Here is a 14,561-nt window from a genome sequence, read left to right as displayed (position 1 = left end):
CATGACTCTGAACCTCGCAGGCAGGCTCTTGGATCCGCATACGGACCTCATGAGCGCGTGCTCAATCGAGCGTAGAGGCGAGTCTGCAAGGCTCGAGCAAGTTCCGGTTGACTTGATGACCCCGCAATGCCCTCGCGGCGCGGTCGTAATTCGAGAATAGTCGCAGCGCCTACGGCTACCAGTCTTGCTCAGCCACCTTATAACTCGATCTGCCGTTTGCCGCCTCGATTGCCGCATCGTCTCAGCTCTCGGGTCATGGATCGAGACGGTACAAGCATCCACGATCTTGAGTTGGGTAGCGAGTGTCAGCTTGGCGGGACGCAGCGGCCCTAAGCAAACTGTAAGACGCCGCGGTGATCGCCATGCTCCAAAGTTCTAGCGGCCATAACATTGCTCGTCTTGCCGCGGGAACTGCATCCAGCTTTGATTAAGGCAATCTTTTATGACGAGTATGTGCGGATTTGTGGGGCGCGTTGATGGGGCGCTGTTGAGACGAATGGGCCGGCTGCTGCCGCAAGGCGGTCCTGACGTTCACATCTTGCAATCTGATCAGGCGCACTTTGCAATGCGCGCAAGCACAGATCACGGTTTGGAGCGCTTCGACGATAGGCTTGTTGCTTGTAGCGGCCATTTGCTCGATGCTGAAGGTAGGCCGCTATCTGGGTATGACGTCGCGGAAGGCTATGGAAGACAGGGCGTTCAGTTTTTCGACGGATTGGATGGGCATTATTCGATTGCCATCTGGGACGCTTCGCGCCGCGCTCTGGTATTAGCCCGCGACCCTTTCGGGGTGATGCCACTTGTTTTTGCACAAGGGGAAAACTGGACAGCTTTTGCCAGCCACTATAAGGCGCTTCTCGCTTTGCCGCAGATCAGTGCTGCGCCGGACCTTTTGGCGATCAATACGTTTTTGTACAACGGTTGGGCCCCGCCGGGTCGCACCTTCTTCAAGGATCTCAGGCAGGTCCTTCCTGGCAGTGTCGTTCTGGTCGGCACCAGCGAGCCGAACATCATCCGCACAAAGCCTCGCGCTTGCGATTATGAGATCCCGCGCGAACCAGTCACACCTAATCAGGTGCTCGAAACGGTCGAAAGGGCTGTCAATGCTTATGCCCATGACAAAACCGCAAAATATGGCGTGTCGCTGAGTGGCGGCGTCGATTCGGCGCTCATAGCGGCTCTGCTACACAAGCGCCTTCCTCGAGCGCAATTATGTAGCTTTACCGTCGGACATGGCGAATCGGATCCTGATATTATTGGTGCGCGGCAGACATCGTCGATCCTTGGAATCTCTCATCGCGAGGTGATCGTCAGACCGATGGATCTGATCGAACTGCTTCCAAAAACCGTCTGGTGCTTGGAAGACCCAGGCGGTTATGACGAGTTCCCGCAGCTTTATGCGTTGGCCCGAGCTGCGGCCGGGAAGGTCGATATGCTGTTTTCAGGGAACATGTGCGATACGTTATTTGCAGGCATGCCAGCGCATCGCAGGTTGTGGCTTGGGCATCATGTGCCAGGCGCCAAGAAGATTTTGAACGAACTGCGCTCCGCGGAGCTTTCGGGCACGCTTCCAGCTTCTTGGCCAGCCCGTGCGGTCCATTATGCAATCAAAGGCAGGCACCCATTACCCGCGCCGTGCTCAGCCGGTCCGAACCAAAATGGCTTGGCGACAGAAGAAATGGCCTTCGCCGATGAAGACTCGCCGCTTTTCCGGATGTTGGGCTCGGCATTGGCATCGTGGGACAACAGGATGGGGGCGCAGCAGGTTCTAGCGGCTGAGTTTGGCCTGAGATCTTGCATGCCTTATGCGAGCAAACACCTGATAGATCTAGCGCTCCGAATCCCGGACCGTCAAAAGGTCGGCCCAACTCAAGTGAAGGTGATCCTCCGCAAGGCAGCCGAGCTCATTCTTCCGCGCGCCATCACTCGTAGAAAGAAATATATCCAACAGTTCAAGTACGATTCAGAGATGGCCGATGTGATGGATCACTTGCATTCGCGGCTGTTCGTTCCAAGCAGGAAAGCGCAATCGAGAATCGTCAATCCTGCAGAAGTGGAGCGCCTGCTCAGACGCGGAAAGCGGCCCTACAAGCCGCTTGAGATCCGTTGGCTTTGGAATGCGATAACCGCGGAAATCTGGACACAGCAATTTGTCGACCGCCGGGATGAATTCCTCGGTGACAGGAGCGGGCATATCGGGCCAATCTCAATATAGTGCCCAAGCAACCAGATCAGAGCTCCGCGGCGTAGCGATCCGCCCTTGCCGTACGGGCCCCATGTCGCACTGATCAATCATGCGACCGCTATCAGGGCTAACGACAGCGCAATCGCTGCGATCGTCGCAATAGGAATTGCCCGGCCCTGGATAGCAGGAACCCGCACAAAGGTGGAGACGTAGAGAAAAGCAAGCGCGGTGAAAGCGAGCGCGAGAATTGTCGCAAACATTTCAATCCAGATGAGCGGTCGAAGCAGCAACAGCGCGGCCAGCAACGGCGTGCCATAGGAAACCGGAATTCCGATGAATCTTGCGTCGGCCGTTAAGCCGACGTTCTCGAAATAGCTCAGCCGGATTGCACCCGACATGACAAGCACGAGGCTCGCAACCAGTGAAATCGCAGAGCCATCCCCCACGAGAATGATGACCACCGCCGGGAACCAAACCCCGTGGATAAAATCGCCAAAACCATCGAAGCTTTTTCCAAACTCCGCCATTCCCGGGGAGCGCAGATGACGGGTCTTGCGGGCAACATGCCCGTCCCAATGATCCAAGAACCAGGTCCAAAGCATTGCTGCTGCGCCGAGTTCCGGCTTACCATTGAGAGCCAGGAATACACCCATGATGGCAAATAGATATGAGCAAGCGGTGATGGCGTTCGCATAATCAGCCAGATATCCAAGCATTGGCTTGCTCCAGATCTCTCGTTCAATGTCATCATTCGCAGATGCTTGCGCTCCCGGAGCAACGCTAGTTCGCCCCTATCCTCCGGAACGCAGCCGGTTCCTTGAAGCAGGTCGACCTCGTCATGAAGCAACCAACGTTCCTGTTTCAGCCTGACCTGATCGCTCGCTCGAAACGCCTGATCTTCGTCCATGCGATCAGGACGCTGACTGCGGTTCGGTCGATGGAGATCCGACCGGCTAGGCCTCGCCGCCACTGTCTGATCTTGGCCGCGGTGGCAATCTTGGCCGGGTCGCGAAAATGGTTTCAGCGATCTGCAAATCGGCGCGTGTGTCGATCTCGCACCATTTAAGGCCATCGCATCGGGCTGCCGCAAGCTGTAGTCCACGTCGTTCAATCAGGAATGCGAGCAATTCCTCAGTGTAGGCGCGAGTTGCGCCGGAGCCGATGATCTCGTTAAGCGCCGGAACAATCGTATTCCGCAGGGTCAATGCGGCGAACCGCAACACGTTGAGCGTTTTGAAGAGTCGCGGCCCGCCGGCAAGGCTCGCTGACGTTTGCTTCATGTGGAATGCGGAAATCAGCTCATCGTCTGACAGCTCGACGGCGGAGCCTTCCATCATTTCGGTGAAGGGAGCGACCGCAGCAATGTCGGAGGCCTTCGTCATGATTAACTGGCGTAGAACGTCCACCTCAAAAAAGACGTCGCCTTCGAGTAGATAGCTGTCGCCCGACAGAAGCGAATCCCGCGCGAGCCACAGCGAATAGGCGCTACCTGTATGATCGTACGTCAATGATTCCACGTACTTGATCGCAACCGTGTTAAAGCGACGACCGCACGCGTATTGAATCGCGTCCTTGCGGTAGCCGACCACGAGCGTGACCTCTTCGACGCCGACGGCTTCCAGAGCTCCAAGAGCGTTGTGGAGAATTGGCGTGCCATTGACTTCGACCAAGGGCTTCGGTCGCAGGTCCGTCAGCGGCCTCAGGCGAGAGCCGACGCCGGCAGCAAGAATGACTGCGTTTTTTGGGCCCTCCGCTGTCATTTGATTGCTGCAGCCATTGACGAGATTAGCGGTTGATGAGTGCGAAAGGCCGACAACGAACAGCAGAAGATTGGAGCGGGCAGCCAGCCATTGGTGGTCTAAGCTGCCGGACTTGGCTTTGAACGAGCCTGCTGGAGCGTGATGGGATGAAGGTAATGCGTTTCAGCTCTGGCGAGTTCATCGTAGTCGAACATGTCAAAAACCTCTTCGAGCGTTGCGATATCGGGCTCAATTGTTGCCGCGTTCTCCTCAGCGACCAGGCGGTCGCACACCTGGCGCATCGCTGCGATCGCCGCCCGCATCGAGTGATTGGCCCAGATGACAGTTGAGATACGGGCGCCTCGATACGCGCTAGTCGGAGTCCGATAGTATCTTGTTGGAACGATCACGACCGGCGACCTGTTTTGCCAAATGCGTGCGAATGAGAGAACTTCGTCCGCCGAACTGCTGCGCGAATGAATGAGGATCGCGTCAGCCCCGGCTTCCGCATATGCGTGAGCGCGCGAGATAGCCTCGTGCATTCCGTGTCCCGCGATCAAAGCTTCAGTGCGGGCGACGACCACGAGGTCCTTCCCAATTGTGTCCTTGACAGCGCGCAACCGACCACAGAACTCCTCGATATCGGCGAGGGGATGACGGTTGCCAACAAACGAGTTCATTTTCGGAAAACAGCTGTCTTCCAGTGCGACACCGCCAGCACCCCGCTCTCGAAGCTTGCGAGCGAGCAGTCGCGCATTGTTGAAGTTGCCGAACCCTCCGTCGCCATCGACCAGCACAGGCAGGCGGCTCGAGTCTACAATGCGCTCTACTGCATCAACAAGCTCACTCCACGATGCTTCGTTGGCGTCGCGATAGCCCAAGGAGCAGGCAATGGATAAGCCAGAAGCCCACAAGCCTTTAAAGCCCGCACGCTCGGCGATCGCGGCCGACAGACCGTCATGCGCCTCCATAAGGAAGGAGAGGCTGTCGCTGCAGCAGACTTCTCTGCGCAAGGCATCAGCACGCGAGAGATCAAGTTCTCGATCATGACTGCCGGCCAGGAGAGAATCTGAATTTTCTTGCATACAGACTTCCAGAGAGCCGAACCGGGCAACGTTGATCGCTCCACAAGTGGCATACGTCGACGATCTCAATCAATTGCTGAAGCTGGTAGGTGACACGCCGAAGGTGAGCGCCGGGCTCGACGGACGTCAATGGAATCGCTGGCGACGCCGAGCAATGCCTCCTACGGGAGACGGCGACCTATGGGAGGAGCGAGGTGTTCCAGACCAAACCCTCCGTGCGAAGCGAAGCACCACCTGTCTCCCGTAGTTCCTGGCTTGAACGATGCGGACATATTCCCAGGAGCGACCTGCAACAATGCCTCCAGCGGGCCAAACTCGGTCTATGGTGGTGGCAATATCGTCTTACAAGAGTGGGCTCCGAAGCTCATCGGTCAGTACCAATGTAGAGTTCAATTTCGCGCGTCACCTCGATAATTCTGTCTGAATGGCCACCGTTCTTGAAGAGAGCATACTTCAGAGCTTGCGCGCGGCTGACGAACAGGCCACCAAAGACGCCCCGTTCCTCGCATGCAACCCAATTGCCGAACCGATTCCTGCCAACATAGACGATCCGTGCGGCCGACTTGCGTGAAGGGGACCAGAAGGGCGACGCCATCATGTCCTCTCGTCAAACGACAGTTTAGACTTACATGAAAGCCAAAGAGGCGGCACACCAAGGCGCATCGCGAATAGGTTGCTGAATTGTCCGGCCACTTGGGTTGCGGCGTGAGAGCGATGACGGAATCACATCAGAACTCATTTTCTCCAATGGGAGCCGGTTCGGTCCGCGCACCTGATCGGCGCAAAGGAATACTCCGATGGCGAACGACGTTCTCCTACCAATTCTGGCGAAATGGCAGAGCCCCCGATGAAGCAGCGGACCGGGAGCGCCGGCACGAAAGCTGAACGATCGTCGTGGCTCATGATTTTATTCTGACCAGGTGAGCTGCCGCCAACAGCCGCATCGCCGCGCCAAGCAGGGCGGCGTCGCCTCCAGGGGCCAGCCGGGGCGCCCAGCAGATTATCTGCCAGGCGGGGCAGCCTTTGCGGGGCTTGGCGCCCAAATGCGCGTTAAGCTGCCCCGATCCAGAACGAGCCGATTGAAAACCTAGCTTATGCGCGCCGCCTTAGTCTCGAATGCCTGATGAATCCACAGGACCCCGGGACATGATGGCTGCAGCATGGTTGATAACGCAATCCATTGGCCCGATCGGAAAGGTCGAGAGTTGGCTGGGCAAGCGCCAGGACGATAATGTGCGCCGATGTCGAGCCCTCAGGTGCAATAAAGGCCATATGCATTCGCCAGCATGAGTCGACTGGTCAGCCCCTTCTAGCATTAGTTGTGCCCATATGCCCGTAACTCTCCATAAACCAATCAAGCTCAATATGCCGAGAAAGATCCCGTCTATCCGGCGCGCGGCCGCAAGGCTGCCGCTATGCTCGCCTGCGTCCGCCCTATTTCTATTTACGAGAGTATCGTTGAGCGAGACAGCGCCGATGCTAGTCTTAACGAATTTGCCCACAGCTGGCCTCGAATACGCCTATGAAGCCAGGCGGCTGCTCCGGGGTAAGATTGAAGCCGGGATCAAAGTCGTCAAGCGCCCAGCGGCGGTTATCGTGGTTGCACCTGCATGTCAGTTCGTGAGCGTCTGGCGTCGCCAGCTCTCGACAGCCTTGTCGAGAGCAGCCGCTGTCTTCGAATCTGCCCAGCGGTCCCAGAATTCGATCGTGCCGCTGAGCGGTTCGTTGAGCGGCTTGGCTATGCGGATCCGCGTCGGCAACAAAATCGCATCACCCACTACAAGAGCCTCGCCGGTATCCAGAACCGGGAGCAGGTCGCCAAACCCGCCTAGGCTATCGGGCAGCAGGCGGCGAACCACCGCTTGATCGTCACCATTGGTTAGCCGCATGGCGATCAGATTGTTGCACTGGCTGACGACGGTGCGGTTCACCTCGGCCGGCCGCTGGCTGATCACGACCAGGCCGACGCCATATTTGCGGCCTTCCTTGGCGATACGCTCAAATATCGCGATCGCATTCTCAGCAGCTCCGGAGCTCGCATCCTGGGGGATGTACAGATGCGCTTCGTCGCAAAAGAGGGCCACGGGATGACGGGCGCCTTGTGCGCTCCACTGCTGCACGTGAAAGACCATACGACCGACCATCCCGACGATGAGCGGCAGAATGTCCGATGGTACTTCTGAGAAGTCTACGACCTTTACACCGCCATGGCCGTGCTTGGCCGCGCGGCTGCCCAGTAGCAGGTTTACGACTTCCTCCAGCCAGCCATAGCTATCGGCAACGCCTGCAGACGGGAAAAGAAACCCAAGCCGACGATCGGTGCGCTTGCCCTCGAAGCGCTGGATTAAGCGGCTGAGCTTGCCATGAAAGTCACCTTGCTTCTCGGTCCGTGCTCCCGGCACCATTTCGGTATTCAGCCGGTTGAGCTCCGCGAGGACATTATCGAGTGCAAATGGGACGGGGCTGTCGATCGTGAAGTTGGCGAGCACATCCTTGTGCCCCTCCGCGGTCAGAAATGCGGTCTTCGCATCGACAATGGCCCGCGACATGAGCATGGCTTGGTTGGGCGCGTTCTGGTCGGTGCGATCAACGAACATCGAAATAAGTGCTTCGTAGCTCATGAGCCAATAAGGGAGATGGAGTACACCGTCCGATAAGCCTTTGCCGGCCTCGATATCAGCTGGGCCGGCGACACGAAGATGCACGAAGCCGTTGCCGGCCATAGATCGGTACTCGCCGTGCATATCGAACACGATGGCGTTTGCGCTCGTAAGCTCGGCCACTTGTTCAAGAAGACGGGCAGTTGTCCAGGATTTACCGGAGCCGGTGCTGCCAACGACAAGCGCGTGGCGCTGAAACAGCTTATTGCCGTTCACATAAGCTTCAGCGTTAGGATCAAGCGTGTAGCAACCAAGCGACAGACGCTGGGATCCGGCGGTCACCTCGGAGATAACGCCCATAAATCGGGTGAGCCGTTCCCCCTCGAGTGCAAAGCAGCATGCATCAATCTCTGGAACGGTTTCAAGGGTCCGTCGGAATACGTTGGAGCGGAGCCCGTCTCGATCGATCAGCGTCCCAATCAAGGCAATGCGGACCAGGTTTACCTCCGGAAGGGCCTCTTCCGCGCGCTCCAGGTCAGCCACTTTCGCTTGCTCGAGCGCCGTGCGTGTAATCTTGTGGATGACTCCGATCAGCTTGTGACCGGCCAAACTGCTTTGCAGTGCCACCAGCCGGTTTACCTGGAGCGCACGTAGCGACTCAATGTCGTCGACCCGGACGATCACGTTGGCAGTGTCGACGGATTGAACGCGACCCAGCGCCTCTTGATCCCTAAAGTCCAGGATGCTCATGGCCGAATTCCTATCATGTGATCCAGAAAACAATCGAGACGCCACAGGGGTTTATCGATATCGAAGCCTGCCGGGCAATGGTGCATGTATGCGCGTGAGCCGGCGGGGCCGCTCTCGATGGCCAGATAGCGCCGGCACCGTCCGCTGGCCAGGAAAGCCTTTGCGCTCGCAGTCAATTCCTTTGTCACGACGACCAATGGCACGGAATCACGGTCGCAGCGTTCAATGAGCTTGGTTTGGACGTGCTCGTCATTGAAGCCGTAGCCGACACAAAAATAGGACCGGGCACTCTCTAGGGCTTTATCGCTGCAGCCGAGGATGGTTCGGAACGGCTCGCCATGTGTTAATCGGTATTTGTCAATGCCGGGCGTGATCATGAGTGGCGCATAATTCGCTGGGATCGCAAGTGCGCTTCTCACGCCGACAATCTGGTTGGCTGCGTCCTGCAACCAATCGAGCGATCCATGTACCTTCCAAACCGCCACTGTGCGCAATGGCCGCCCGTCGACCGTCACGCGCGTGTTCGCAGCCCGTGCCCGACTTTGCAGGTAGCCATAGTTGAAACCGGTGAACGTGCTGACCTCAGCCGCGTCGGCCGCATATTCTGCCAATCGGTCGTAGTTGGGAGTCACAACGTGAATGGTGGTGTGTGTACTATCGAACAGGTGCCGATAAAGCCTGGTGAGCGGCAGAGCGTGCCGATTGGCCAGTACCAATGCGAGGACAGCCAGATCGGAGGGCAGCAGAAAGTCTCGGGCGAGGCTCGCAACGAACAATGTTTGACGATCGCTCGGCGGACGGCCTGTAGGGCGCTTTCAAGGTCGCGGCCAGCTTTAATCCCGCCAAGAAACGAGGTCCATTCACCATTCTCTTCAACCGTCCAGTCGGCTGGACGCGAAGCCTCGGACAAATGCGCCGCCAAGGCGCCCATGCCAGGCACACCATGCGCTGCTGAGGCTCCGCTCCCAAGTATGATGATCGGCGTCAAACTCAGCGCGTGCTGCGCAAATTCCTGCGCGATATCTAACTCGCTCTTCGCCGTCATGCTCGCTCGCAATCACACGGATGAGGCCGCGTTGAGCGTAAGAGAATCTTGTTGTGCGCGCAGAGCTTGCTTGGTGTAGCTGAAGGGCTCGGGTTTAACTCCAGAGTGCCACATCGGACGATGCAAAGTGCCTTTCACGAGTTGCTAGCTCGCCTGTTCTTCTTTAAGAGTGCGGACTGACGAGGCGGCGTAGGCGGCCGAAACGAGCTTGTAGCAACAGCATGCTTTTTCTTCGAGCGCTTTGGGTTCATCGATCTGCAAGACGCCGCGCATCTTGCGAATCAGCCCTTGCTCCTCAAAACGGATCAATGTTTCCGTGACCCCTGCGCGGCGCAGTCCAAGCACCGAAGAAAGGTAATCGTGGGTGACTGGCAGCACACGAGAGTCAACAGCTTCGCTGGCGAGGCAAAGCCAGCTGGCGAGGCGCGGCTCACGATGGTGCCGGACCCCGCATAAGCCTGTCTGAACGCACTGAAATGTCAGCGCTTGGGTGTAATCAAACAAATGGTCTCTGATCTCCGGATGCGCCTTCATGATACGGCGCAAATCCTCGATGCGAATTCTGTGCGCGGTTCCAGGGAAGACGACTACGGATTGATGGGTTGAAAAATGTCCTCCCCACAAAAAAGAAGTGCCGACCACGCCCCGGTAGCCTATGACTGCGGTTTCGAGCATACTGCCGGCGGCAACAACTCTCAGCGAGACGAGGCCGCTCTCTATAAAATAGACGTGCTCGACCGGCCTTCTTGGCTCTTGCAGAACCATGCGTTCTTTCAAGACGACCGGTTCGAGACACTCGCCAATTGCTGCAAGCTGTTGCATACAAAGACGGGCCAGGATTACGTTCTTCACAAAGGGCCGCTTCGCAGAATGCACCGGAAGGGAAAGCTGAGGCTGGGGTCGTGTGCCCGGCGGCTGCTTGAGAGCTCTTTCTTGAGAGCACTCAAGCACTTCAAAGACGGCGGGCGCGCGGTCGGTCATGGTCCCTCCTGGCTGTCGGCATTTGCTTGCCTGCCGCCTGACCGAAACGAGAACGTGACGACAACTATAGCAACATTTCTATCTTGAATTGATGCGACGAGTAACTCATCGGCGCCCAATTCCCGCGTTGAAGGGCCCATCTTCGACGAATTTCGACGAAGGCGTTTGCGCCGGCTCCGTACTCAACCGCGCTAAATTCTTGCTTTGCACCTTTTCGCTGGCAATAAATGGTCCACAACATTGCCGCTTGGTCGGGCGGCCACCAGAGCAGCTTCTCAAGAAGCCTGATTGAGATCCTAAAAAAGCCAAGCAGAGCGAAGCGGTAGATCAATCGCTCAATAGCGCGCTAGTTCGCCCACCCGCATGGATGCAATCAATCATCTGGGGGAAGCTCAACCGGAACAGCAAATCCGACCTTGACGCGGTCCAATATGACCATGGTCTTGAAACCCTTGATATCGCGATTTTCGTAGAAGAAACGGCGCGTGAACTCCTCGTACTCCTCCATAGATCGGGCGGTGATGTACAAGACGAAGTCGGCATCACCCGTGACATAAAAGCCATTGACGATGTCGGTTGATAATTTGATGGCCTTTTTGAACCTATCGATGATATCGGCGCTTTCCCGCTCCAAGGTCACCAGTACAAGCACTTGAATAGGTCGCCCAACGGCTCTCGGCGATACAACCGATACATCGGCTTGGATGATGCCTTCCGAGCGGAGTCTTTTTAATCGTCGTTGACAGGCGGTCGGAGAAAGCCCGGCCATCTCGCCGATCACATCCGAAGTCAGACGGTTATTCTTTTGCACGATCTCGAGAATGCGTGCATCTATCCTGTCGTATTGCATGACCATCTCCAGCCTGAGATGAATTTCACCGCTAAATGACCACTCAGCGCAGGAAATCCTCCGAGTGGAAAATACGAGGAAATCTCCCGAGACAAAGCTCAAAGTGTGACGAGTGTTCTCGCATAGCAACTTCCGACCAAGGATGAGGGCGGTTGCGTTCGGCATCAGCTGCTCGACAGCGGTTGCGCGCCGGTCTATCGGGTGCGTGGCTTTCGTTTTCAGCAAAGATGCGAACCAAAGCGAAGCCAAGGCGCAACCCAGCGTGCCGCATGATAATTCGGGCTTGCACGGAATCTTTATTGAACTCAGACAGCTATTTGCCCGCTGGTAAGCGCGGGCGAGTGCCTGCCTGCCTTTCGAGCGCAGATTATTTGGTGGACTTCGCTTCCAAATTGGATCGGAGCGGCAAGAACTCTCCTTTTCGGCGAGGAAGCGGAATGAACCATCAGGGCGATACCATATTGCGCCAACTGCTCCGCTACGTCGGTGCAATTGGATCACAGAGCGTTTTCGTGCGCGGGTCGCCTTGCGCGACCGCACCAAATCAACGAAGTCACTGCAATCTTCGCCGAAAAGGGTGCGAGAGGATGTAGTGGGATCAGTCGAGTTGTCGCTTCGCGCAGGTCCACATCTGGGGGCCAATGTTTGCAAGTCGATCGCTAGAAGAAGCTCCTCCGCGGGCGGTTTACGATTTTGGGCGCATTGATGCGCCGCGGGCGGACCACATCGGCCAACAGCACGTTAATGGCTGGCTATATCGTATCGCCGAGACGCTTCGGGCCGTGCGGCGCCGGCAATCAAGATCTGCGGGATCGGCCGGTGACCATACACAGATGCCCGGCGATATCTAGGTGATATGGCCCATAGCTCCTGGTTCCTCTATTGCGTCGAGGACCATTGAGTCTCGACACTTCAGCATTGCTTCGCCTGCATCGGACTGATCGTCTTGCCTCCAAATCCGACATTCGGCAGCCCCTTCCACGACCTCGCCTCCAATCAGCAGTCTGGCCACCTGGCGCGACCGGTCAGCTTCCCGAAAGCTAGCCCTGCCATCCTGGCGTGGGGATATCTCTCGGGGCTGATCTGCGACTGATCAACGCAAACATCGTCAAACGGAGTTTTGAGATGGTTCGAATCCGTGATGCGCTCTACATGGCAGCCTTGGCCTACAGCAGTACATCAGGCGCTACCCAGCAAGATGAAACTATAAACCAGCACGCTTTTGACCAGCGGCTGGACGAGATATCGCCGGAGCTGGATGAACCAGGCGGTGCAGGTCCTACCCATTCTATTGTCTCGGACGAGGTGGCAGATGTGGTCAACCAGCAACCTGATCTGAAGCTTGTCGTCATTTCGAACCGCGTTGCGCCCTTCGACCCCAGTAAACCCCAGACCGGCGGCCTTGCCGCGGGCCTCGAGCCGGTGGTGCAACGGTCCGGCGCGGTCTGGGTGGGCTCCTCGGAGAACCGGGGCGACGGGACCGAGCGACCCCTGCCACTGGTGGAGACTGGGGCGGGCTTTGTCGCCAGGCTCGATCTGCCGGCTGCTGACCATGCTGGCTATTATCGTGGTTTTTCGAACTCGACGCTATGGCCGGCATTGCACTCGCTGCCGGACCGGATGTCGGTCTCGGAACACGATTATGAAGGCTATCAAAGGACCAACGATTTTATTGCGGGTGCCGTCTTCGACGTACGGGACCGGGACCTATTCTGGGTGCATGACTATCATTTGCTCCCGCTCGGCGCCCGACTGTATGAACTCGGTATCGACCGGCCGACCGGCTTCTTCCTTCATACGCCGTGGCCCGCGCCCGATATGGTCGAGTACGTGCCCAATCATCGCGAACTGATGAAGTCGACGCTGAAGTATGATCTGCTCGGATTCCAGACGAACCGGGATCTGAACAACTACTCAGCGTATCTCCGAACCCATTTCGGGCTGGAGACTACGGATGTCGTCGTCACCACGGAGCGCGGTCAGACGCGACTGAAAAAGTTCCCAATCGGGATCGATCCCAAGCAGTTCGCAGACTATCTCGCTGCAGATCTCTCTCCTGCAGAGCAAGAAAAAGTCTCGTCACTGTTGCAAAACTTCGAGGGATCCAAGTTTGCGATCGGCGTGGACCGGCTCGATTATACGAAGGGTATCGACAAGCGGGTCGAAGGGTTCAATCAGCCTCTAAGGACGGAGCCCCACAGCATCTCTCTGTTGCAGATCGCACCGTCCTCACGCGCCGATGTCGAGCAGTATCAGAAATATAGAGAAGAGGTGGAGAGCGCGATCAACCGGGTCAATGCCGAGCATGGCACAGACAGGTGGAGCCCGATCCACTACAAGAACGATTCGTTCAGCCAGGCCGCACTCGCGCGGCTTTACCGCGCCGCCCATGTCGGCGTCGTGACCCCGTTGCGCGACGGCATGAATCTCGTGGCGAAAGAATATGTTGCGGCACAAGACCCGAAGAATCCTGGCGTGCTGGTCCTATCCAAATTTGCGGGCGCAGCTGAAGACTTCAACGAGAACGAAGCGCTTCTGGTGGATCCGAACCACCCTGAAGAGATCGCAGCCGCTATTTCGAGGGCGACGCACATGCCGCTTGAGGAGCGTGTCACCCGCTGGCGCCCGATGATGGACAAGATTGAATCCTATACAATCCACGACTGGGCGGCGGACTACATTAGCGAACTGGACAAAAGCCGCGTCACTGTTCCTGCTGATCAGTTCCTCCATCTCGGTCTTGGCTGGACCAACGAAGCTCAAATGCCGCTGTACCAGAATTATGCCACGGCTTTGACTGCTTTCAACGAGGTCGACCCCGCGGATGCCGCCTTGAAGGAGGCGGCCTATGCAGACGTTAAGTCAAGCTTTGAGGCGCTGGCGGCTCCACTGATGCATACGCAGGACAGACTCTGGGTTCTGCCGGCACCGGAAAGCTTCGCCTAGTTCTGGTCCCCTGACAGTCCAGTGCCGGGGAGGACTGACGGGGCGAACAGCACACGGCGGATTGCGCTTCTGTAGCAGGCGAGAGGCACAATACAGGTCTGGCGGCTGGCGCGGTTCGCTGGCCCCGCATGATGAACGGAACGTCGCAGCAGATACTTACAGTCACCAATCGGAGATTGCCCTGCACACGGCGATCAGCTGATCGCGATCTGGCTGCTGATCAACGCGCTGTTCTATGTCATGCTGATGCGCGTCGACAAGTCTGCCCGATGACCCCGCTCGGAAGAACGTGCTTCATATTCGGAGGTAAGCGTTCGGATGGCGGGCGGGGAGCGTCCCACTGTTTGGGTTCTTGGCCGCTGAAGATCCGATGCTGCTGT

At 57.3% G+C, this 14,561-nt stretch carries 10 protein-coding genes; 2 read left to right on the top strand and 8 right to left on the bottom strand.

What is annotated here, in order from left to right:
* The first annotated feature begins 496 nt into the window (after positions 1-496).
* A complete protein-coding gene (locus CI41S_RS16465; RefSeq protein WP_172628074.1) occupies positions 497-2,215 on the top strand; it encodes an asparagine synthetase B family protein in 1,719 nt (572 codons plus the stop codon).
* Between the two features lie 77 nt (positions 2,216-2,292).
* Here CI41S_RS16465 and CI41S_RS16460 read toward each other — a convergent pair whose 3' ends face one another.
* The 8 genes from CI41S_RS16460 to CI41S_RS16425 all read right to left on the bottom strand — a co-directional run bounded on the left by CI41S_RS16460 (position 2,293) and on the right by CI41S_RS16425 (position 11,235).
* Entirely contained in the window at positions 2,293-2,901 is a 609-nt protein-coding gene (locus CI41S_RS16460) for a CDP-alcohol phosphatidyltransferase family protein (protein WP_139860399.1), read from the bottom strand.
* A gap of 237 nt (positions 2,902-3,138) precedes the next feature.
* Positions 3,139-3,945, bottom strand: a complete 807-nt coding sequence (locus tag CI41S_RS16455; protein ID WP_139860397.1) for a phosphocholine cytidylyltransferase family protein — start codon at positions 3,943-3,945, stop codon at positions 3,139-3,141.
* 98 nt (positions 3,946-4,043) lie between these two features.
* The gene (gene aepX, locus CI41S_RS16450; protein ID WP_139860394.1) at positions 4,044-5,009 is read right to left on the bottom strand and encodes a phosphoenolpyruvate mutase; all 966 of its coding nucleotides are present in this window, start codon (positions 5,007-5,009) and stop codon (positions 4,044-4,046) included.
* Between the two features lie 364 nt (positions 5,010-5,373).
* On the bottom strand, positions 5,374-5,604 hold the full coding sequence (locus CI41S_RS16445) for a hypothetical protein (protein ID WP_244626548.1): 231 nt from the start codon (positions 5,602-5,604) through the stop codon (positions 5,374-5,376).
* 1,018 nt (positions 5,605-6,622) lie between these two features.
* Positions 6,623-8,359, bottom strand: a complete 1,737-nt coding sequence (locus tag CI41S_RS16440; protein WP_139860390.1) for an ATP-binding protein — start codon at positions 8,357-8,359, stop codon at positions 6,623-6,625.
* Positions 8,356-9,135, bottom strand: a complete 780-nt coding sequence (locus tag CI41S_RS16435) for an SIR2 family protein (protein WP_139860387.1) — start codon at positions 9,133-9,135, stop codon at positions 8,356-8,358. The genes CI41S_RS16440 and CI41S_RS16435 overlap by 4 nt, the downstream gene beginning before the upstream one ends.
* Before the next feature lie 413 nt (positions 9,136-9,548).
* Positions 9,549-10,385: a Crp/Fnr family transcriptional regulator gene (locus tag CI41S_RS16430; protein WP_139860385.1), complete on the bottom strand. Its 837-nt coding sequence runs from the start codon at positions 10,383-10,385 to the stop codon at positions 9,549-9,551.
* A gap of 373 nt (positions 10,386-10,758) precedes the next feature.
* A complete protein-coding gene (locus tag CI41S_RS16425; protein ID WP_139860383.1) occupies positions 10,759-11,235 on the bottom strand; it encodes an Lrp/AsnC family transcriptional regulator in 477 nt (158 codons plus the stop codon).
* 1,125 nt (positions 11,236-12,360) lie between these two features.
* Between CI41S_RS16425 and CI41S_RS16420 the strand changes: the two genes are divergently transcribed.
* Positions 12,361-14,181, top strand: a complete 1,821-nt coding sequence (locus tag CI41S_RS16420) for an alpha,alpha-trehalose-phosphate synthase (UDP-forming) (RefSeq protein ID WP_172628073.1) — start codon at positions 12,361-12,363, stop codon at positions 14,179-14,181.
* Positions 14,182-14,561: the final 380 nt, after the last annotated feature.

This window comes from Bradyrhizobium ivorense (assembly GCF_900696085.1).
In the GTDB taxonomy this organism is placed as follows: domain Bacteria; phylum Pseudomonadota; class Alphaproteobacteria; order Rhizobiales; family Xanthobacteraceae; genus Bradyrhizobium; species Bradyrhizobium ivorense.
The sequence above is the reverse complement of the archived record's forward strand: the minus strand, read 5'-3'. Positions and strand labels throughout refer to the sequence as shown.